Source organism: Burkholderia sp. 28_3, assembly GCF_003253915.1.
Classification (GTDB): domain Bacteria; phylum Pseudomonadota; class Gammaproteobacteria; order Burkholderiales; family Burkholderiaceae; genus Burkholderia; species Burkholderia cenocepacia.
The window spans coordinates 107377-126851 of record NZ_QKZF01000017.1; the positions used below are offsets into that span (position 1 = coordinate 107377).

Here is a 19475-nt window from a genome sequence, read left to right on the forward strand (position 1 = left end):
GCGCGCCGACGATTTCGCCGGCCGTACGGCGATCATCCACTTTCGCGCGGACGGCACGGAACGCGACGCGCGATTTCGCTCACGGAGCATCTGTTGAAAGACGACGATAACGAAGCAGGCATGCGCGTGTCGCGCCGACAGGTCATCGGCAATCTTGGCGCACTGGCCGCGATGTCCGCACTCGGCCCGTCCACCGCGCATGCCGTCGACGCGCCGCCCGCCGCGCAGGGCCTGACGAATCCGGTCGATCTGTACCCGAAGCCGCCGTTCCCGCATCAGGTCCAGGCGCCGCCGGGACTCGCGAGCCGGATGCAGCCGCGCCCCGACCACGGCGAGCAAAGCTATCGCGGCCGTGGCCGGCTCGTCGGCCGCAAGGCGCTCGTCACCGGCGGCGACTCCGGCATCGGCCGGGCAGCGGCCATCGCGTTCGCACGCGAAGGGGCGGATGTCGCGATCGGCTACCTGCCTGTGGAGGAATCCGACGCGCGGGAAGTCGTTGCGCTGATCCGGGCAGCGGGACGCCAAGCCGTCGCGCTGCCGGGCGACATCCGCGACGAAACGTTCTGCCAGCGACTGGTCGCACGCGCGGCGGAAGCACTCGGCGGCCTCGACATTCTCGTCAACAACGCCGCCCGACAACAGGCGCTCGATTCGATCGGCGAGATGACGACCGAGCACTTCGATGCGACGGTCAAGACCAATCTTTACGGGATGTTCTGGATCACGAAGGCGGCGATCCCGCATCTTCCGCCCGGCGCGTCGATCATCAACACCACGTCGGTCCAGGCGGTCAGGGCGAGCGCCAACCTGCTCGACTATGCGACGACGAAAGCCGGCATCATCGCGTTCACGCGATCGCTCGCGAAACAGCTCGGGCCGCGCGGCATTCGCGTCAATGCGGTCGCGCCCGGCCCTTACTGGACGCCGCTGCAATCGAGCGGCGGTCAGCCACCGGAGACGGTCGTCAACTATGCGGCGGGCTCGCCGTACGGCAGGCCCGGGCAACCGGCGGAAATCGCCCCGCTGTATGTCGCGCTCGCGGCGTCGGAAACGAGCTATGCGAACGGGCAGGTCTGGGGCGCGGACGGCGGGCTGGGGATTTTCTGACACGCGACAAGCGGCGACATTCTTCACGTCCCGGCCAGCGGCGCAGCCCTGCGTCGATGGCGACGCCGGACCAATAAAAAACCCGCGAGCGCTGTATTTCTCGCGGGTTTTTCACACCTTCATCGAATCGAATCGCATCGCATCAACGCAATCGATGGTGCCGGGGACCGGACTCGAACCGGCAAGCCAGTTAAGGCGGCGGATTTTCGTCACACTGCTTCTTTCAAAGCCGGCGTCGCGTGCGCGAACCGTTCGTGCGCTGGACTATGCCTTCACCGTCGCGCGCGGGCGTGACCGCTGCCCGTGCGCCTTAGGCGCCCCCCGTCTAGTCTCTACACCTTCCTCGCGGATGCCGCGAGGCTTGGCTCGGCGTTGCCTCGATGCGCACATCAGGGGTTTCGCCGAATTTGAAGGGTTCTGCACCGACCGTTTCCGACCGGGCACTCAATCGTTTAAGTCCGCTATGTTTACCAATTTCATCACCCCGGCAAGAGGGCGGACGCGATTCTACCATTGCTTGCGCATGCGTTCCCTCATTCCGCCGCGCCGCATCGCGACACCCTCATCGTCGCATTGCGTCTACCCGCGCATTCGACACCGATACGACACGGCCGACGATTTCGTCCCGCGCCGCAACATCCCCCGATACAATCGACCGCGCGTCGTCCGACGGCCCCAACCGTCTGACGTTTGTGTCGTGCTTGTCGCGAAACAAGCGTCGCGTGCGTCATCGCGAAGTCACAAACGTTTTCGATAATTCCCCGGCCGAAAACGTTTACATCGCGTTATTTCATGACCTCGACCATCAAGGACGTCGCTGCCCTCGCGGGCTTCTCGATCGCCACCGTCTCGCGTGCGATCAACGCGCCGCATACCGTCAGCCCCGCCACGCTGCAGACGATCCGCACCGCGATCGATACGCTGCAGTTCCGCCCGAGCCCACTCGGCCGGCAACTGCGCGGCGAGCGCACGCGGCTCGTCGGCGTCGTCGTGCCGACGCTGTCGAACCCGGTGTTCGCCGACTGCCTGCAAGGCATCGACGCGCTCGCGACCGCGGCCGGTTTCAAGCTGATCCTGATGACGACCGAATACGACGCGGCGCGTGAGCGTCATGCGATCGAGACGCTGCGCGAGCAGCGCGTCGAAGGGCTGATCCTCACCGTCGCCGATGCGGACACACACCCGCTGCTCGACATGCTCGACCGCGACGGCTCGCACTACGTGCTGATGCACAACGACACGCAGCGCCGTCCGTCGGTGTCGGTCGACAACCGCCGCGCCGCGTACGACGGCGTGCAGCTGCTGACCGCGCGCGGCCATCGCCGCGTGCTGATGCTGGCCGGTTCGCTCGCCGCGTCGGATCGCGCCCGCCAGCGCCATCTCGGTTATGCGCAGGCACTCGAGGAAAGCGGCGTGGCCACGCTGCCGCCCGTCGAAGTCGACTTCAACGCGCCCGAGTTGCCCGATGCGGTGCTCGCGCATCTCACCGCGCACGCCACGCGGCCGACCGCCCTGTTCTGCAGCAACGACCTGCTCGCGATGGTCGTGATGCGCGGCCTGCGCCGCGCGGGCTTCTCGATCCCCGACGACCTGTCGGTGCTCGGCTTCGACGGCATCGCGATCGGCGAGTTGCTCGCGCCGCCGCTCGCGAGCGTCGCGACGCCGAACCGCGACATCGGCCGCCACGCATGGCAGCGTCTCGTCGAATCCATCGGCGGCGCGGCGATCGAGCGCACGTCGATGATCCTGCCGCACGCGGTGCGCGACGGTGCGACGATCGCACCGCCGGCCACCGAGCTGCAACTGCGCAAGGCGTGATCGCAGAACGCACGCGTCACGCCCGCCGATCCCCCCGCTACCCCAGCGCTACCCCACTCGTCCGGAGACCCACCGTGTCCTTTCGCCTGACCTCGCTGCTGCGCGCGCTCGCCGCGCCGCTCGCCGTTGCCGCGCTCGTCGCCGGCGCCCCCGCGGCCCACGCCGACGAAACGGCGATCTGCTACAACTGCCCGCCCGAATGGGCCGACTGGGCCGCGCAGATCGCGGCGATCAGGCAGAAGACCGGCATCCGCGTGCCGTTCGACAACAAGAACTCCGGCCAGTCGATCGCGCAGCTGATCGCCGAGCAGAAAAGCCCGGTGGCCGACGTCGTCTACCTCGGCGTGTCGTCGGCGTTCCAGGCGAAGGACAAGGGCGTGATCGCGCCGTACAAGCCCGCGCACTGGAACGACATTCCCGCGAACTTGAAGGACCCGCAAGGCTACTGGTTCGCGATCCACTCGGGCACGCTCGGCTTCTTCGTGAACAAGGACGCACTCGACGGCAAGCCCGTGCCGCGCTCGTGGGCCGATCTGCTGAAGCCCGAATACAAGGGCATGGTCGGCTATCTCGATCCGTCGAGCGCGTTCGTCGGCTACGCGGGCGCGGTCGCCGTCAACCAGGCGCTCGGCGGCAGTCTCGACAACTTCAAGCCGGCGCTCGACTGGTTCCGCAAGCTGAAGGCGAACGCGCCGATCGTGCCGAAGCAGACGGCCTATGCGCGCGTGCTGTCCGGCGAGATTCCGATCCTGCTCGACTACGACTTCGACGCGTATCGCGCGAAATACAAGGACAACGCGAACGTCGAGTTCGTGATTCCGAAGGAAGGCACGATCGCGGTGCCGTACGTGATGAGCCTCGTGAAGGGTGCGCCGCACGATGCGAACGGCAAGAAGGTGCTCGATTTCGTGCTGTCGGACGAAGGCCAGAAGCTGTGGGCCAACGCATACCTGCGCCCGGTGCGCGCGCAGGCGCTCGGCGCCGACGTCGCCGCGAAGTTCCTGCCGGCGAGCGAATACGCGCGGGCGAAGTCGGTCGACTTCGGCAAGATGGCGGCCGGGCAGCAGGCGTTCGGCCAGCAATACCTGCAGGTGATGCAGTAAGCGGCCGGCCCCACGTCATGCTCGACCTGACTTTTCCGCTGCGCTGGCGCGTCGCGCTCGTCGCGCCGGCGCTGGCGGTATTCGCCGCGTTCTGGCTGCTGCCGATGGCGTCGCTCGTGCAGGTGTCCGCCGATGGCGCCTTCTTCTCGCACTACGCGGCGCTGCTCGGCAATGCCCGCTACATGAAGAGCCTCGGCGAGACGGTCGCGCTGTCCGCGGGCGTCACGCTCGCGACGCTCGCGCTGTCGACGATCTCGGGCCTGCTGCTCGCGCGCCGCGAATTCGCCGGCAAGCGCGTGCTGCTCGCGCTGCTGACGTTTCCGCTCGCGTTCCCGGGTGTCGTCGTCGGCTTCATGGTGATCATGCTCGCCGGACGTCAGGGGCTGATCGGCATGCTGTCGGCGAAGCTCACCGGCGACAAGTGGGTCTTCGCGTATTCGGTGGCGGGCCTGTTCATCGGCTACCTGTACTTCTCGATCCCGCGCGTGATCGTCACCGTGATCGCGGCCGCGTCGAAGCTCGACGCGTCGCTCGAGGAAGCCGCGCGTTCGCTCGGCGCGTCGCCGTGGCGCATCTTCGTCGACATCGTGCTGCCGGCGCTCGCGCCGGGCCTGATCGCGGCCGGCGCGATCTGCTTCGCGACCGCGATGGGCGCGTTCGGCACGGCGTTTACGCTCGCCACCGACCTGAACGTGTTGCCGATGACGATCTATACCGAATTCACGCTGAACGCGAACATCGCGACGGCGGCCGGGCTGTCGATCGTGCTCGGCATCGTCACCTGGGCCGTGCTCGCGCTCGCGCGGCGCTTCACCGGCCATACCGCCGCCGCCGCGGCCTGAGGATTTCCGCATGCCATCGCTTTCCGGCTCGTCCGCGCCCGCCCCGGCCCCTGTTCCGGCTTCCTTGCCCGCGAAGCCTGCCGCCCGGCACGCACCGCGCGTCGCGGGAGCACGCGCGATCGCCGCGCTGCAATGGGGCGTCACGCTGCTGCTGTGCGCGTTCCTGATCGTGCCCGTCGTGATGTCGGTGCTCGCGGGGCTGACCGTCAACTATTTCCGCGGCCTGTCGAGCGGCCTCACGCTGCGCTGGCTCGATCAGGTGTGGCAGCAGTATCACGGCTCGGTCGCGCTGTCGCTCTACGTCGCGTTCGCGACGCTCGCGATCGTGCTCGCGGTCGGCGTGCCGGCCGGCTATGCGCTCGCGCGCAGCAAGCACCGCATCGCGCGTGCGATCGAGGAAGCGCTGGTGCTGCCGGTCGCGCTGCCGGGGCTGGCTTCGGCGCTCGCGCTGCTGGTCGTGTACGGCGGCTTCACCGCGTTCCGGATGAGCCTGTGGTTCATCGTCGTCGGCCACGTCGTGTTCACGCTGCCGTTCATGGTGCGCGCGGTCGCGGCCGTCGCGGCCGGCGCCGACCTGCGCACGCTCGAGGAAGGCGCGGCGAGCCTCGGCGCGTCGTTCGTCACGCGCTTCGTCACGATCGTGCTGCCGAACCTGCGGCCCGGCATCGTCGCGGGCGCGCTCGCGGTGCTCACGCTGTCGATCGGCGAATTCAACCTCACGTGGATGCTGCACACGCCCGACACCAAGACGCTGCCGGTCGGGCTCGCCGATACGTATGCGTCGCTGCGGCTCGAAGTCGGCAGCGCGTACACGATCCTGTTCCTGCTGATGACGCTGCCGCTGCTCGTCGCGATGCAGTGGCTCGGCGTCGATCCGTCCGGTACGCGCGCGCCGAAGCAGCGCCCGCGCTGATTTTTTCGCAGACATGAAACTCGATTCCACTCCCATCACCCTGACCGGCTGCGCGAAGACCTTCCGCGGCACACGCGTGCTCGAACCGCTCGACCTGTCGATCGGCGCCGGCGAAACGCTCGTGCTGCTCGGGCCGTCGGGCTGCGGCAAGACGACCACGCTGCGCCTGATCGCGGGCCTCGACACACCCGATGCCGGCGGCACCATCGCGTTCGGCGACGACGACGTCACCCTGCTTCCGATCGAGCGCCGGCAGGTCGGCATGGTGTTCCAGAACTACGCGCTGTTTCCGAACCTGACGGTGCGCGGCAACGTCGGCTACGGGCTGAAGATCCGCAAGACCGAGCCGCGTGCGTTGCGCGAACGCGTCGACGAGCTGCTCGCGATGATGCGACTCGACGCGCACGCGGACAAACCGGTCGATCAACTGTCGGGCGGCCAGCGTCAGCGCGTCGCGCTGGCGCGCGCGCTCGCGGTGCGGCCGCGCGTGCTGCTGCTCGACGAACCGCTGACCGCGCTCGACGCGAAGCTGCGCGACGTGCTGCGCCGCGACATGAACACGCTGCTGCGCACGCTCGGCGTGACGACCGTCTACGTCACGCACGACCAGGCCGAAGCGATGGAACTCGGCGACCGGATCGTCGTGATGGGTGCGGGCCGCATCGAGCAGATCGGCACGCCGCGCGAGATCTACTACCGCCCCGCGAACCGCACGGTCGCACAGTTCATCGGCACGCTGAACCGGCTGGCGGGCCAGTGGCGCGACGGCGCGCTCGAAACGACCGGCGGCGCGATCGTCACGCCGCATGCGGCCGACGAATGGTTCTTCCGCCCCGAGGACGCGCAGCTCGCCGATCCCGCGCATGCGCCGCTGCGCGGCGCGGTCGGCGCGTGCGCGTTCCTCGGCGAGCGCACGCGCCTCACGATCGAGCATGCGGCACCCGACGCGCTCGTGATCGACGTGCCGGGCCGCATCGCGCTCGCACGCGGCACGGCGGTCGGCCTCGCGATCGCGCCGGAAGGTCTGATCGCGCTCGGCGCGTAAGGCGTCGATCGGGCATCATTCATGCAGCACCCCACGGCGGCGCACACCGCCGCGACAACAACCAGACGATTCCGAGGAACGACGATGCTGCTTGCTCAAATCAGCGATCTCCACATCAAGCGTCCGGGCCAGCTCGCGTACCGGCGCGTCGACACGGCGGCCGCGCTCGCGCGCTGCATCGCGAAGCTGAATGCGCTCGTGCCGCGGCCCGACGCCGTGCTCGTCACCGGCGACCTGACCGACTTCGGCCATGACGACGAATACGGCAACCTGCGCGGGCTGCTCGCGGCGCTCGAGATCCCGTACTACCTGATGATCGGCAATCACGACGACCGCGCCGGATTGCGCCGCGCGTTCGCCGATCGCGCCGAGTTGCAGGACGGCGAATTCGTGCAATACGCGCTCGACGTCGGCGCGGTGCGCGTGCTCGCGCTCGATTCGCAGGTGCCGGGCGCGAGCCATGGCGACCTGTGCGACGCACGGCTCGCGTGGCTTGCCGCACAGCTCGACGCCGCACGCGAGCGGCCGGTGATCGTCGCGCTGCATCACCCGCCGTTCGTGTCGGGCATCGGCCACATGGACAAGCTGCGTCTCGCGCCCGCCGCCGCCGCGAAACTCGACGCGCTGCTGCGCGGTCATCCGAACGTCGAGCGCGTACTGTGCGGTCACGTGCACCGCACGATGTTCACGCGCTTCGGCGGCACGCTCGCGTCCGCGGTGCCGTCGCCCGCGCACCAGGTCGCCTTCGACCTGCGGGCCGATGGGCCATCCGCGTTCCGGCTCGAACCGCCGGCGTTCGCGGTCCACCACCATGCACCCGATACGGGAATGACGTCGCATCACGTCTATGTGGACGAAGGCGCGGGGCCGTATCCGTTCTACGAGCCGACGGGCGAGCTGGTCGACTGACCACGGGACGCGCGGCGCGTGCCGTGACGGGCGGTAGCTGGCCCGTCGCGCCGGCTGCCGCCGGCAGGATTCACGTCGCTCCGGTATGATCGGCAGCCTCGACCGGCGCCCGGCTCGCCGGCGCACCTGATGCGTGCGCCGCCTGCCGGGCCGCCCAACTCCGTGCCTGCCGCCATGTCCACTTCCTCCACCGACCGTTCGACCGACGCCGCCTCGCCCCACTACTCGCGCAGCCTGCTGTTGCTGCTCGCGACGATCGCGGGCGTGTCGGTCGCGAACATCTACTACAACCAGCCGCTGCTCGACAGCTTCCGTTCGGCCTTTCCGGACGGCGCATCGTGGATCGGCGCGGTACCGACCGCGACGCAGCTGGGTTACGCGGCCGGCATGTTCCTGCTCGCGCCGCTCGGCGACCGTTTCGATCGCCGCGGGCTGATCCTGCTGCAGATCGCCGGGCTGTCGATCGCGCTGATCGTGGCGGCCGCCGCGCCGTCGCTGGCCGTGCTCGCGGTCTCCAGCCTCGCGATCGGCATCCTCGCGACCATCGCGCAGCAGGCCGTGCCGTTCGCCGCCGAAATCGCGCCGCCGGCCGAACGCGGCCACGCAGTCGGCACCGTGATGAGCGGCCTGCTGCTCGGCATCCTGCTCGCGCGTACCGCGGCCGGCTTCGTCGCCGAGTATTTCGGCTGGCGCGCGGTGTTCGCCGCGTCGGTCGCGGCGCTCGTCGCACTCGCCGTCGTGATCGTGCTGCGGCTGCCGCGCAGTTCGCCGACGTCGACGCTGTCGTACGGCAAGCTGCTCGGCTCGATGTGGCATCTGGCCGTCGAACTGCGCGGGCTGCGCGAGGCGTCGCTGACGGGCGCCGCGCTGTTCGCGGCGTTCAGCGCGTTCTGGCCGGTGCTCACGCTGCTGCTCGCCGGCGCGCCGTTCCATCTCGGCCCGCAGGCGGCCGGCCTGTTCGGGATCGTCGGCGCCGCGGGCGCGCTCGCCGCGCCGTATGCGGGCCGCTTCGCGGACCAGCGCGGCCCGCGCGCGATCATCTCGCTCGCGATCGCGCTGCTCGCGCTGTCGTTCGTGATCTTCGCGCTGTCGGGATCGAGCCTCGTCGGGCTCGTGATCGGCGTGATCGTGCTGGACGTGGGCGTACAGGCCGCGCAGATCTCGAACCAGTCGCGCATCTATGCGCTGAAGCCCGAGGCGCGCAGCCGCGTCAACACGGTGTACATGGTGTGCTATTTCATCGGCGGCGCGCTCGGCTCGTCGGCCGGCGTCGCCGCATGGCGCGCGTTCGGCTGGACCGGCATGTGCGCGGCCGGCCTGCTGTTTACGGCGCTCGCCGGCTGGTTCCACCATCGCGGCGGCCGGCGCGGCTGAGCGCGACCGGCCACGGCGGCGTCACGCGTCGGTGCGCGACGCGGCCGGCTCGACGGCGGCGGGCGGCGGCGCGAACGCCGGGGCCGGATCGATCACCGCGGCGGGATCCATCACCGCTGCGGGCGTCGGCACCGCGAGCGGAACAGCGGAAGGCGCGAGGATCGGCGCCGCCTCCGGCGCGGCGATCGGCTCGACGACGGGCGAAGCGTCCGCCGTCGGCGCCTGCTCGGCCGCCACGGCCGGTGAACTGGTCGCCGCCGCCGCGGGCCGGCGCGCCGGATCGAACACGAACGACAACCCGACGCTGCCGAGGATCGCGACGGTCGCGACCACGGTCGCCATCGTCACCGGCTCGCCCAGCAGCAGCGCGCCGAGCGCGACCGCGACGATCGGGTTCACGTACATGCAGCTGCTCGCGATGATCGGGCTCGTGTGGCGGATCAGGTAGCCGTACGCGACGTACGCGGCCATCGTGCAGAACACCATCAGGTACGCGAACGCGAACACGGGCCCGACGGCCAGTTGCTCGACGCGTTCGCCGAGCAGCCACGCGACGATCGTCGACATCAGCCCGCCGAGGCCGATCTGCAGCGACGTCGACAGGAACAGGTCGGACGGCAGCTTGAGGCGCGTCGCGAGATGCGCGCCGCCCGCCCAGAACAGTGCGCCGGCCAGCACGCAGATCGTGCCGAGCGCCGAATTCGCGGCGGCCGCGCCGCCCGAATTCAGCACGACGATGCCGACCATCCCGAGCGCGACGGCCGCCCATTCGCCCTTCGTCACCGGCCGCCCCGCCACCGCCGCGATCACGGTCGCGAACAGCGGCACCGTGGCCACCATCACCGCGGCCGAACCGCTGCTGACCGTGCGCATGCCGAGCGCGATCGTGCCGGACGACAGCGCGACGAGCATCGTGCCGACGATCGCCGAGTTGCGGATTTCCAGCAGCGTCGGCCATTCGGGCTTGCGCCGCAGCGCGAAGATGAACAGGCCGATCCCGCCGAGCAGGTTGCGCAGCCCCGACAGCAGCAGCGGCGGGAACGACTGCAGCGCGAAATGCAGCCCGCTGTAGGTCGAGCCCCAGACGAAATAGATGAAGACGAGCGCGAGCGCCACGCGGCCGCCGCGGCTTTGCGGCAGGCGGATCCGGAACGAAAAGCGGGCAAGGAAATCGAGGAGGCGGTCGAGCGGCGTCATCGAGCCACCTGCCCGCACGTCACGCCGCGTGCTCCGCTGAAAGACGCCGGCGATGCCGGCAAACGGTCCACGCGGGACCGGGAAGGCAGAGCGAACGTGCGGAACGACATGGCAGTGCGAACGGCGACGAAAGAGAACCGGCAAGCGGCGGCAAAGGGACAAAAACGGGCAAAAAAAACGTGCGCACCCGCGTCGGCTGCACACGCTCGGCATTATGGCATCAAGGATTCGAAAGCATCGTCGGACCTGTCTGAAAGCCTATCGACTGATGTTTCGGCGCGACATTTTTCGCGCGGCGGTGCGGCGAAATCCGGGGCCGGATACGCAAGGCGCGGAGCGCCGGCGCCGCCATTCGCCCCCCTTGATCCAGCATCGGCCTGACGACCAGTTTGTGCGTCGGCGCGTCGTGACGCGCCTATCGTGACGGACGGCGCGCGCTCCTGGTGGCGCCCGCGGCTTCTTTCCGACACCTGCACAGACCATACAAAATTTTGTATAATCCAGACATTCTTCCGCCGAAGCCCGTCGTTTTCGTCGGCAGCGCGCTGGCCGATCTCCGCGGCTTTCCGTTGCCTGCGCGACGCGAAGCCGGCCCCCCGATCGATCAGGTGCAGCGCGGCCTCGCACCCGACGACTGGAAACCGATGCGCACGATCGGTGTCGGCGTGCGGGAAATTCGCCTGCGCGATGCAAGCGGCGCATTCCGGATCGTCTACGTCGCGACTTTCACCGAGGCCGTCTACGTCCTGCACTGCTTGCGCAAGCAATCGACGCGCACGAACAAGACCGATATCGACCTCGCCGCCCGCCGCTATCGGACGCTGACGATGGAGTTGAAACGATGACCGATGAACGTTACGCGAACGTCTGGGACGCAATCGAGCGCGAGCAGGCGGAAGCCGCGAACATGAAGCTGCGCTCCGAACTGATGATCGCGCTCAAGCAGCGCATCGCGCGGCTCGAACTGAGTCAGGCCGAGGCCGCGAAGCAGCTGGGCGTCACGCAGCCGCGCGTCTCCGACCTGATGCGCGGCAAGATCAACCTGTTCGGGCTCGACGCGCTCGTGAACATGGCCTCGGCAGTCGGCCTGCGCGTCGATCTGCAGGTGCGCGATTCCGCGTGACGCACACGCAAGCGGTGCACGCCGCGCGCACCGCTCACGATCCGCCGAACCAGTTGTAGCCCTGATCGACCCAGTAGCCGCCCGGGAACGTATCGGTCACGAAGATTTCCATGATGTGCTTCGGGTTCTTGTAGCCGAGCTTGGTCGGCATCCGCAGCTTCATCGGAAACCCGTATTCCGGCGGCAGCCGACGGCCGTCGTAATCGAACGCGAGCAGCGTCTGCGGATGCAGCGCGGTCGGCATGTCGATGCTTTCGTAGTAGTCGTCCGCGCACTTGAAGCCCACGTATTTCGCCCGCGTGTCGGCGCCGGCGCGCGCGAGGAATGCGCCGAACGGCGTGCCGCCCCAGCGGCCGATCGCACTCCACCCTTCCACGCAGATGTGCCGCGTGATCTGTTCCGCGTGCGGCAGCGCGCGAAGCTCGTCGAGCGTCCACACGCGCTTGCCCGTTACACGGCCGGACAACACGAGCCGATACGTCGATTCGTCGACGTGCGGCACGTCGTCGATCCCGTAGTACGCGTTGAACGGAAACGGTCGCGTGATATCGGCTTCGGCATAGGTCGGCGCGAGCCGGTCGGGATTGAACAGCCACGCCTGCACGCGATCGTTCATGCGCGACACTTTCTCGAGGAACGTGTTGACCGACGCGTCGTCCTGCAGCGTGCAGCCGGTCAGCATCGCGAGGCCGCCGAGCGTCAGCACGCGCCGGTTGAAGAGGCGTCGCGACGGCATCTCGAGCGTGCGGCGCACGTCGAGCTCGAGCGATTGCCGGTCGAGCGTCCAGCGCGGCGCGCTCCGGTTTTTTTCGGATTCCGACATGATGATTTCCTTCGCCCGCGACGCGCGGGTCAGCGGCCGCGCAGCATCGCGAGCAGCGAGCGCGGCACCAGCAACGCCATCGCGACGTGGACGACCACGAATGCGACCAGCAGCCCCATCGCCCAGAAGTGCACGATGCGCGCGTTGTCGTAACCGCCGAACAATTCGCGCAACAGCGGGAACTGCACGGACTTCCAGATCGTGAGCCCCGACAGCACCAGCACGACGAGATCGACGATCGCGGTCAGGTATGCGGCACGCTGCACTGCGTTGTAGACGCTCAGGTCGTCGTGCGACAGCCGTCCGCCGAGCGCGGCGCGTACGTCGCGCCACACCGACGCGGGCGTCACGGGCAGCAACTTGCGCGCGAAGCGCCCGGTCGCGATCGACATCGCGAGATAGAACAGCCCGTTGCCGAACAGCAGCCACATCGCCGCGAAATGCCATTGCAGCGCACCGCCGAGCCAGCCGCCCAGCGTGATGCCGTGCGCGAACGTGAACGACGGATAGATCGGCGACGCGTCGTAGATGCGCCAGCCGGACAACGCCATCAGGACCGCCGCGAGCGCGTTGAGCCAATGGCTCGCGCGCACCCAGCGCGGATGGATCGTCGGTGCGGGCGGCGGCGCGCCCGCGCGATCCGTGACAGGAACCGTTTGCATGATGAAGACTCCCGGGATGATGCAGCGGGACGCGACGCGCGCCGGTAACCGGGCGGCCGCGCCCCGCACGCATTCGTCAGTTCGACGGGCTCATCGCGTCCTTCTTCATCGCGTCGCCCTTCTTCATCGCGTCGTGGCCCATCGCATCCTTCTTCATCGCATGCTTCTTCATGCCGTCCTTCTTCATCGCGCCGTCCTTCGCCATCGCGTCGTGGCCCATCGCGTCCTTCGACATCGACATGCCGTCCTTCGACATCGCATCGTTCTGCGCGTAGGCCCCCGTGGCAATCGTGGCGAGTGCGGCGACACAGGCGGCGACGAATACGTTTTTCATGACATCTCTCCGATACATGGGTTTAGGAGTCGAATAGACGGAGCACGCGGCCGGAAATGACAGCGCTTGCGAAAATTTTTTCGAAGCCGGGAATAAGGGAAGGAAATGCTGCACTGCGCGCCGCTTGTGTCCGGGGCCGCGTGGCGGGTCGACGGCAACGCTTGCTGCGGCGCACCGTGCGCACGCCGGCGGCCACGAGCGGGCCATCGCCCGGCGGCATCCGCGCCGCACCCGGTTGAAACCGCCGCCAAGCCGGTGTATCGTGTGCCCTTGCTAACGCGGGGGTCCTGCAATGCGTTCGGTCAAACAACCGGCATTGCGGGTGAGAAATACCCTTTGAACCTGATCTGGATAATGCCAGCGCAGGGAAGCGTACGGATTTCGCCGTCATCCCTCTGACGAAACCCGCCGCCTCACGAATCTCGTCTCCTGCTTAGCTAGCGCCCCACATCAGGAGATTGCATGAACGCCAATCCGAAGTTTCTGTCCGCCGACGCCCACGTCGATGCCGCTGCTGTCGCGCCGCTGCCCAATTCGCGCAAGGTGTATGTGACCGGTTCGCAACCCGACATCCGCGTGCCGATGCGCGAAATCACGCAGGCCGACACGCCGACCGGCTTCGGCGGCGAGAAGAATCCGCCGATCTACGTGTACGACACGTCGGGCCCGTACACCGATCCGGACGCGAAGATCGACATCCGCGCGGGCTTGCCGGCGCTGCGCCAGCGCTGGATCGAAGCGCGCGGCGACACCGAAGTGCTCCCCGGCCTGTCGAGCCAGTACGGCCTCGAGCGCGCGGCCGATCCGGCCACGGCCGAGCTGCGTTTCCCGGGCCTGCACCGCAACCCGCGCCGCGCGCAGGCCGGCAAGAACGTCACGCAGATGCACTATGCGCGCCAGGGCATCATCACGCCGGAAATGGAATACATCGCGATCCGCGAGAACCAGCGCCGCGCCGAGTACATCGAGAGCCTGAAGTCGAGCGGCCCGAACGGCGCGAAGCTCGCCGCGATGATGGGCCGCCAGCACCCGGGCCAGGCATTCGGCGCCGCGGCCTTCGGCGCGAACGCGCTGGCCGAGATCACGCCGGAATTCGTGCGCGACGAAGTCGCGCGCGGCCGCGCGATCATCCCGGCGAACATCAACCACCCGGAATCCGAGCCGATGATCATCGGCCGCAACTTCCTCGTGAAGATCAACGCGAACATCGGCAACTCGGCCGTCACGTCGTCGATCGGCGAGGAAGTCGACAAGATGACGTGGGCGATCCGCTGGGGCGGCGACACGGTGATGGACCTGTCGACCGGCAAGCACATCCATGAAACGCGCGAGTGGATCATCCGCAACAGCCCGGTGCCGATCGGCACGGTGCCGATCTACCAGGCGCTCGAAAAGGTCAACGGCAAGGCCGAAGATCTCACCTGGGAAATCTTCCGCGACACGCTGATCGAGCAGGCCGAGCAAGGCGTCGACTACTTCACGATCCATGCGGGCGTGCGCCTGCAGTACGTGCCGCTCACCGCGAACCGGATGACGGGCATCGTGTCGCGCGGCGGCTCGATCATGGCGAAGTGGTGTCTCGCGCATCACAAGGAAAGCTTCCTGTACGAACACTTCGAAGAGATCTGCGAGATCATGAAGGCGTACGACGTGAGCTTCTCGCTCGGCGACGGCCTGCGTCCCGGCTCGATCTACGACGCGAACGACGAAGCGCAGCTCGGCGAACTGAAGACGCTCGGCGAACTCACGCAGATCGCGTGGAAGCACGACGTGCAGGTGATGATCGAAGGCCCCGGCCACGTGCCGATGCAGTTGATCAAGGAGAACATGGATCTCCAGCTCGACTGGTGCAAGGAAGCGCCGTTCTACACGCTCGGGCCGCTCACCACCGACATCGCGCCGGGTTACGACCACATCACGTCCGGCATCGGCGCCGCGATGATCGGCTGGTTCGGCACCGCGATGCTGTGCTACGTGACGCCGAAGGAACACCTCGGCCTGCCGAACAAGGACGACGTGAAGGAAGGCATCATCACGTACAAGCTCGCCGCGCACGCCGCCGACCTCGCCAAGGGCCACCCGGGCGCGCAGGTGCGCGACAACGCGCTGTCGAAGGCGCGCTTCGAGTTCCGCTGGGAAGACCAGTTCAACATCGGTCTCGACCCGGACAAGGCGCGCGAATTCCACGACGAGACGCTGCCGAAGGATTCGGCCAAGGTCGCGCACTTCTGCTCGATGTGCGGCCCGCACTTCTGCTCGATGAAGATCACGCAGGACGTGCGCGAATTCGCGGCGCAGCAAGGCGTGTCGGAAACCGAAGCGCTGAAGAAGGGGATGGAGGTCAAGGCGGTCGAGTTCGTGAAGACCGGCGCCGAGATCTACCACCGTCAGTAAGCGCGCGCGGCGAGCCGCACCGGCTTGCATCGCGATGCACGGAGCCCGCTTTCGAGCGGGCTTTTTTGCGCATGTCGTTTGCGCATGCCGTGTGCCTGCGGGGCCGTGCGAAACAATTGATTACGAAACCGCGCGAGCCTTAACAAGTCCTTACAGCAGCGTCATGGGACGGCGCGTAGATTGGGGATATGCGCGGCCGCCAGCCGGTCGTGCGCCTTCCGTTCACTACCACAAGGACAACGATCATGAACTCGATTCGGCGTTTTGGGGTATGCGCGCTGCTCGTCGCGACCGTGGCCAGCCTGTCGGCTTGCGATTCGATGTCGCGACGCCAGCGCGATACGGCAATCGGTGCGGGTGTCGGCGGCGTGGCCGGCGCGGCGATCGGCGGCAACGCGCTGTCGACGCTGGGCGGCGCGGCGGCCGGCGGCATCATCGGTAACCAGGTCGGCAAGTAACGAGCGCGACACCGGCCGGTTGGGCGTCGCCCACCTGCAGGCCGGTCGGTTCAACGGCGTTTCCGCGATGCGGAAGCGCCGTTTTCGTATGTGTGCCGCAACAGGCGCTGCCGCTCTGCCCGGAAATGATCGGTTACCGTTTTTCATACCGTGTCATCGGGACTCGGCCTAAGCTTGAAGCATCTGCCGATGGCCGGCTTCCGCCGGAGACACATCATGAACAGGACCTTCGTCGCCGCGGCGCTTGCCTGCACGACGCTTGCCGGCTGCTACTACCCCTACGGCTACTATCCGGGCGGCTATTACACGGCGGCGCCGGTGCCGGTCCAGCCCGCGCCCGTGTATGTCGATCCGGCCCCCGCCTATTACTATCCGGCGCCAGCGTATGCGCCTGCATGGGGCGGTTATTGGGGGCCGGCGCTGTCGCTCAATTTCGGTTTCGGCGGACGCGGCGGCTGGCGTCATCACTGATCTGATCGGCCGCGCCACGCGCGGCCGGCTATCCGCCCCCCCGGGAAGCGGCGAAATTCCCGTTTCTTGTCGTTTCATCCGATCGTGAAACGACGATGCGGTAACGCGGTGTAAGATTCCTCGCATCCCGTCCCCGCCCCCGCCGATCGATGTCGCCCAAGAACGCTTTCCTGCTGACCGTGCTCGCCGCCCTGTGGGGCGCCTCCTTCCTGTTCATCCGGATCGGCGTGGTCGATTTCGGCGTCGCGCCGCTGATGGCACTGCGCGTGGGTATCGGCGCGCTGTTTCTCGCGGGCTTCGCGCTGACGCGCTTCAAACCGGCCGATCTCGGCGCCCGGTTGCGCCGCCATGCGTGGCCGCTGTTTGTCGTCGGCGCGCTGAATTCCGGCATCCCGTTCTGCCTGTTCGCGTTCGCCGAGCTGACGCTGTCGGCCGGCGTCACGTCGGTGATCAACGCGACCACGCCGCTGTGGGGCGCGCTCGTCGCCTACCTGTGGCTGAAGGACAAGCTGTCGCTGCCGCGCGCGCTCGGTCTCGTCATCGGGTTTGCGGGCGTGCTCACGCTCGTGTGGAACCAGATCGCGAATGCGCACGGCGACACGGGCGCCGGCGCGACCGCGCTCGCCGCCGCGGCCGCCCTCGGCGCGACGCTGCTGTACGGCATCGCGGCCAACTATACGAAACGCAAGCTCAGCGGCGTCGATCCGCTCGTCAACGCGGCCGGCAGCATGATCGGCTCGACCATCCTGCTGCTGCCGTTCGCGATCGCGACGTGGCCGGCCGCGCCGGTCGGCGTGCACGCATGGAGCGCGGTGCTCGCCCTCGGCGTCGCATGCACGGGCATCGCATATTTCATCTTCTTCTACCTGATCGCGCATATCGGGCCGGCCCGCGCGATTACCGTGACGTTCGTGATCCCCGTGTTCGGGCTGCTGTGGGGGGCGCTGTTCCTCGGCGAACACGTGTCGGCCGTGATGATCGAAGGCTGTGCGATCGTGCTCGTCGGCACCGCGCTCGCAACCGGCGTGATCAAGCGGATCCCCGGCGTGCGCCCGCGCGGCGGCGAAGCGGCCTGACGATCGGCGCGCCGGGCGCACGAACTGCCGCCGGCCGCCCGTCACGCGGTAATGCCGGCGGCGAAGCGACGCGGGTGTGCCGACGGGCTGCGAATCGCATCGTGACGCGCGGGCATTCGCCCCATTCGTCTGACGGCGGCGGCCACCGCCGGGATTTCCCGCATCAGCCTGCGCGTCGCGCCGCGGCGACGCACGGTCATGCCGAGGCCCTGTCGCGAGATTGTCATCTGCCGCTGCGGCGCGCTTCGTTTCGCGACGGTCATGCACCGCGCGCATGCACGCGGCGCCCCTCGCTGCACCGCCGGGCACGGGCCGGAATCGCGGTGTACCGTTTGCGTCTGGAGTTACCCTGATACGCGCGCCGCGGCAATCCCGTTACACTCGGAAAACTCATCCGCAGAAGGCGGTCTCGATGCCCCACGTTCTTTTGCGTCCGCCTGCGCATGCGGCTGCATCGGCGTGGCGATGCGCCGCCGCCCCGCCGTCCGCTCCCGGGCACCGTTGACATGAAGTCCACCCGCGACCTGTCGCTCGACGCCCTGCTCGAACGCCTCACGCCGACACCCCAGGGCTGGCTCGCCACCTATCGCACCACGACCTTGCGCAGCGTGTTCCAGCCCGTGCTGTCGATCACGCACAAGCGCGTCGTCGGCTACGAGGCGCTGCTGCGCGTCGTCGACGGGAACGGCACGCTGGTGTCGCCCACCGCGCTGTTCGACAAGACGCGCGGCGACGCCGACGCGCTGCTGCTCGACCGGCTCGCGCGCTGCCTGCACACGGCCAACTTCGTCGCGCAAGGCATCGGCGACGGCTGGCTGTTCCTGAACGTGACGCCGCGCGTGCTCGATACGGGCCTCGTGCAGCGCGAGTTCGTCGAAGCGCTATGCCGGCATTTCGCGCTGCCGCCGAATCGCATCGTGCTGGAAGTGGTCGAGCAGCCGGCGCGCGACGAAGCCGCGCTCGCCCGCACGATCGACATGATCCAGCATCGCGATTTCCTGATCGCGATCGACGACTTCGGCACCGGCTTCTCGAACTTCGACCGCGTGTGGCGCGCACGGCCCGACATCGTGAAGCTCGACCGCTCGCTGGTCGAGCGTTCGACCGGCTCGGCCGACGATCGCCGCATCATGCATCACCTCGTGTCGATGCTGCACCAGGCCGGCGCGATGGTGCTGGCCGAAGGCGTCGAAAGCGACGACGCACTGCAGGCGCTGATGGAAGCCGACATCGATTTCGTGCAGGGTTTCCAGTTCGGCCAGCCCGATGCGTCGATCGCGCACGCGAGCGCGGCGGCGCCCGCGATGCTCGACGCCGCGTGGCGACGCTTCATCGCGCGCCGGCACACGCCGGCGGTCGCCGAACAGCCCGGCTTCGACGCGATCGAACGGCTGGTGCTCGGCGGCGCAGCCGCGTTTTCGGCAAGCGGCAACCTGCACGACGCCGCGCAACGCGTGTTCGCGGTGCCGGCCGCGCGCCGCGTGTTCGTCACGGACGAGACCGGCGAACAGTTCCTGCCGTCGATCGGCGCCCCGCTCGACGACAGCCAGGCGAGCGTCACCCGTCTCGCGCCGCTGTTCCCGGAAACCCACAGCAACTGGTCGCGGCGCCCGTATTTCCAGCGTGCGATCGCCGCGCCGGGACGCGTCGCGCTGATGGGCCCGCACTTCTCGCTGACGGAAGGCCGCGACTGCTATACAGCCGCCGTCGCGATCCGCGCGCAGAGCCGGCTCGTCGTGTTCTGCGTCGATTTCGTGCTCGACAGCGCGGGAACCGTGATGCGCTAGCCGGCGCACTTAGCGCGCGCGTCGCAGGTTCGCCGGCGA

Annotated in this window: 20 protein-coding genes and 1 riboswitch; of the genes, 15 read left to right on the forward strand and 5 right to left on the reverse strand. The window is 68.2% G+C overall.

The features are described 5' to 3' along the window. Positions 1–120 precede the first annotated feature (120 nt). The 8 genes from DFS13_RS28420 to DFS13_RS28465 all read left to right on the forward strand — a co-directional run bounded on the left by DFS13_RS28420 (position 121) and on the right by DFS13_RS28465 (position 9111). Entirely contained in the window at positions 121–1107 is a 987-nt protein-coding gene (locus tag DFS13_RS28420) for an SDR family oxidoreductase (protein WP_034200787.1), read from the forward strand. A 792-nt stretch (positions 1108–1899) separates the two neighbouring features. Continuing rightward, positions 1900–2925 carry a substrate-binding domain-containing protein gene (locus DFS13_RS28435; RefSeq protein ID WP_006497652.1) on the forward strand — a complete coding sequence of 342 codons (1026 nt, stop codon included), beginning with the start codon at positions 1900–1902 and terminating at the stop codon, positions 2923–2925. Positions 2926–2999: 74 nt separating this feature from the next. Beyond that, entirely contained in the window at positions 3000–4028 is a 1029-nt protein-coding gene (locus DFS13_RS28440; RefSeq protein WP_111442392.1) for an ABC transporter substrate-binding protein, read from the forward strand. Positions 4029–4045: 17 nt separating this feature from the next. Further along, positions 4046–4870, forward strand: a complete 825-nt coding sequence (locus DFS13_RS28445; protein ID WP_006497654.1) for an ABC transporter permease — start codon at positions 4046–4048, stop codon at positions 4868–4870. Between the two features lie 10 nt (positions 4871–4880). Continuing rightward, a complete protein-coding gene (locus DFS13_RS28450; protein ID WP_111442393.1) occupies positions 4881–5783 on the forward strand; it encodes an ABC transporter permease in 903 nt (300 codons plus the stop codon). Positions 5784–5796: 13 nt separating this feature from the next. Continuing rightward, positions 5797–6828, forward strand: coding sequence for an ABC transporter ATP-binding protein (locus DFS13_RS28455; RefSeq protein ID WP_048989208.1), 1032 nt, complete (start codon positions 5797–5799; stop codon positions 6826–6828). Between the two features lie 84 nt (positions 6829–6912). After that, positions 6913–7737, forward strand: coding sequence for a phosphodiesterase (locus DFS13_RS28460; RefSeq protein WP_006497657.1), 825 nt, complete (start codon positions 6913–6915; stop codon positions 7735–7737). A 174-nt stretch (positions 7738–7911) separates the two neighbouring features. Next, on the forward strand, positions 7912–9111 hold the full coding sequence (locus DFS13_RS28465; RefSeq protein ID WP_111442404.1) for an MFS transporter: 1200 nt from the start codon (positions 7912–7914) through the stop codon (positions 9109–9111). A gap of 21 nt (positions 9112–9132) precedes the next feature. On the opposite strand, the gene DFS13_RS28470 is transcribed toward DFS13_RS28465, so the two are convergent. Next, positions 9133–10308, reverse strand: coding sequence for an EamA family transporter (locus DFS13_RS28470; RefSeq protein WP_048989211.1), 1176 nt, complete (start codon positions 10306–10308; stop codon positions 9133–9135). A gap of 491 nt (positions 10309–10799) precedes the next feature. Between DFS13_RS28470 and DFS13_RS28475 the strand changes: the two genes are divergently transcribed. Both DFS13_RS28475 and DFS13_RS28480 read left to right on the forward strand, forming a co-directional pair. Continuing rightward, positions 10800–11153 (forward strand): type II toxin-antitoxin system RelE/ParE family toxin, encoded by a 354-nt coding sequence (locus tag DFS13_RS28475; protein ID WP_034200791.1) that lies wholly within the window; start codon positions 10800–10802, stop codon positions 11151–11153. Next, on the forward strand, positions 11150–11431 hold the full coding sequence (locus DFS13_RS28480; protein WP_077020035.1) for a helix-turn-helix domain-containing protein: 282 nt from the start codon (positions 11150–11152) through the stop codon (positions 11429–11431). Before DFS13_RS28475 ends, DFS13_RS28480 begins: the two co-directional genes overlap by 4 nt. A gap of 34 nt (positions 11432–11465) precedes the next feature. Here the strand turns inward: DFS13_RS28480 and DFS13_RS28485 are convergent, their stop codons facing one another. From DFS13_RS28485 to DFS13_RS28495, 3 genes are all read right to left on the reverse strand, one after another. Further along, a complete protein-coding gene (locus DFS13_RS28485) occupies positions 11466–12254 on the reverse strand; it encodes a molybdopterin-dependent oxidoreductase (RefSeq protein WP_006483716.1) in 789 nt (262 codons plus the stop codon). A 29-nt stretch (positions 12255–12283) separates the two neighbouring features. Continuing rightward, positions 12284–12916: a cytochrome b/b6 domain-containing protein gene (locus tag DFS13_RS28490; RefSeq protein ID WP_048989213.1), complete on the reverse strand. Its 633-nt coding sequence runs from the start codon at positions 12914–12916 to the stop codon at positions 12284–12286. 76 nt (positions 12917–12992) lie between these two features. Further along, positions 12993–13250: a pentapeptide MXKDX repeat protein gene (locus DFS13_RS28495; protein ID WP_006483713.1), complete on the reverse strand. Its 258-nt coding sequence runs from the start codon at positions 13248–13250 to the stop codon at positions 12993–12995. Positions 13251–13520: 270 nt separating this feature from the next. Further along, positions 13521–13637, forward strand: a riboswitch (TPP riboswitch). A gap of 75 nt (positions 13638–13712) precedes the next feature. Here DFS13_RS28495 and thiC point away from each other — a divergent pair. From thiC to DFS13_RS28515, 4 genes are all read left to right on the forward strand, one after another. Further along, positions 13713–15644: a phosphomethylpyrimidine synthase ThiC gene (thiC, locus tag DFS13_RS28500; RefSeq protein WP_006483722.1), complete on the forward strand. Its 1932-nt coding sequence runs from the start codon at positions 13713–13715 to the stop codon at positions 15642–15644. 245 nt (positions 15645–15889) lie between these two features. Continuing rightward, positions 15890–16102 carry a glycine zipper 2TM domain-containing protein gene (locus DFS13_RS28505; RefSeq protein ID WP_011545020.1) on the forward strand — a complete coding sequence of 71 codons (213 nt, stop codon included), beginning with the start codon at positions 15890–15892 and terminating at the stop codon, positions 16100–16102. Between the two features lie 216 nt (positions 16103–16318). Beyond that, complete coding sequence (locus tag DFS13_RS28510; protein ID WP_006497666.1) at positions 16319–16573, forward strand: hypothetical protein; 255 nt, start codon at positions 16319–16321, stop codon at positions 16571–16573. Between the two features lie 149 nt (positions 16574–16722). After that, complete coding sequence (locus DFS13_RS28515) at positions 16723–17649, forward strand: DMT family transporter (protein ID WP_006483721.1); 927 nt, start codon at positions 16723–16725, stop codon at positions 17647–17649. 41 nt (positions 17650–17690) lie between these two features. Here DFS13_RS28515 and DFS13_RS40410 read toward each other — a convergent pair whose 3' ends face one another. After that, positions 17691–17912 carry a hypothetical protein gene (locus tag DFS13_RS40410; protein ID WP_155123394.1) on the reverse strand — a complete coding sequence of 74 codons (222 nt, stop codon included), beginning with the start codon at positions 17910–17912 and terminating at the stop codon, positions 17691–17693. Between the two features lie 243 nt (positions 17913–18155). Here DFS13_RS40410 and DFS13_RS28525 point away from each other — a divergent pair, with 243 nt between their 5' ends. Then, positions 18156–19436, forward strand: a complete 1281-nt coding sequence (locus tag DFS13_RS28525) for an EAL domain-containing protein (RefSeq protein ID WP_006483719.1) — start codon at positions 18156–18158, stop codon at positions 19434–19436. Positions 19437–19475: the final 39 nt, after the last annotated feature.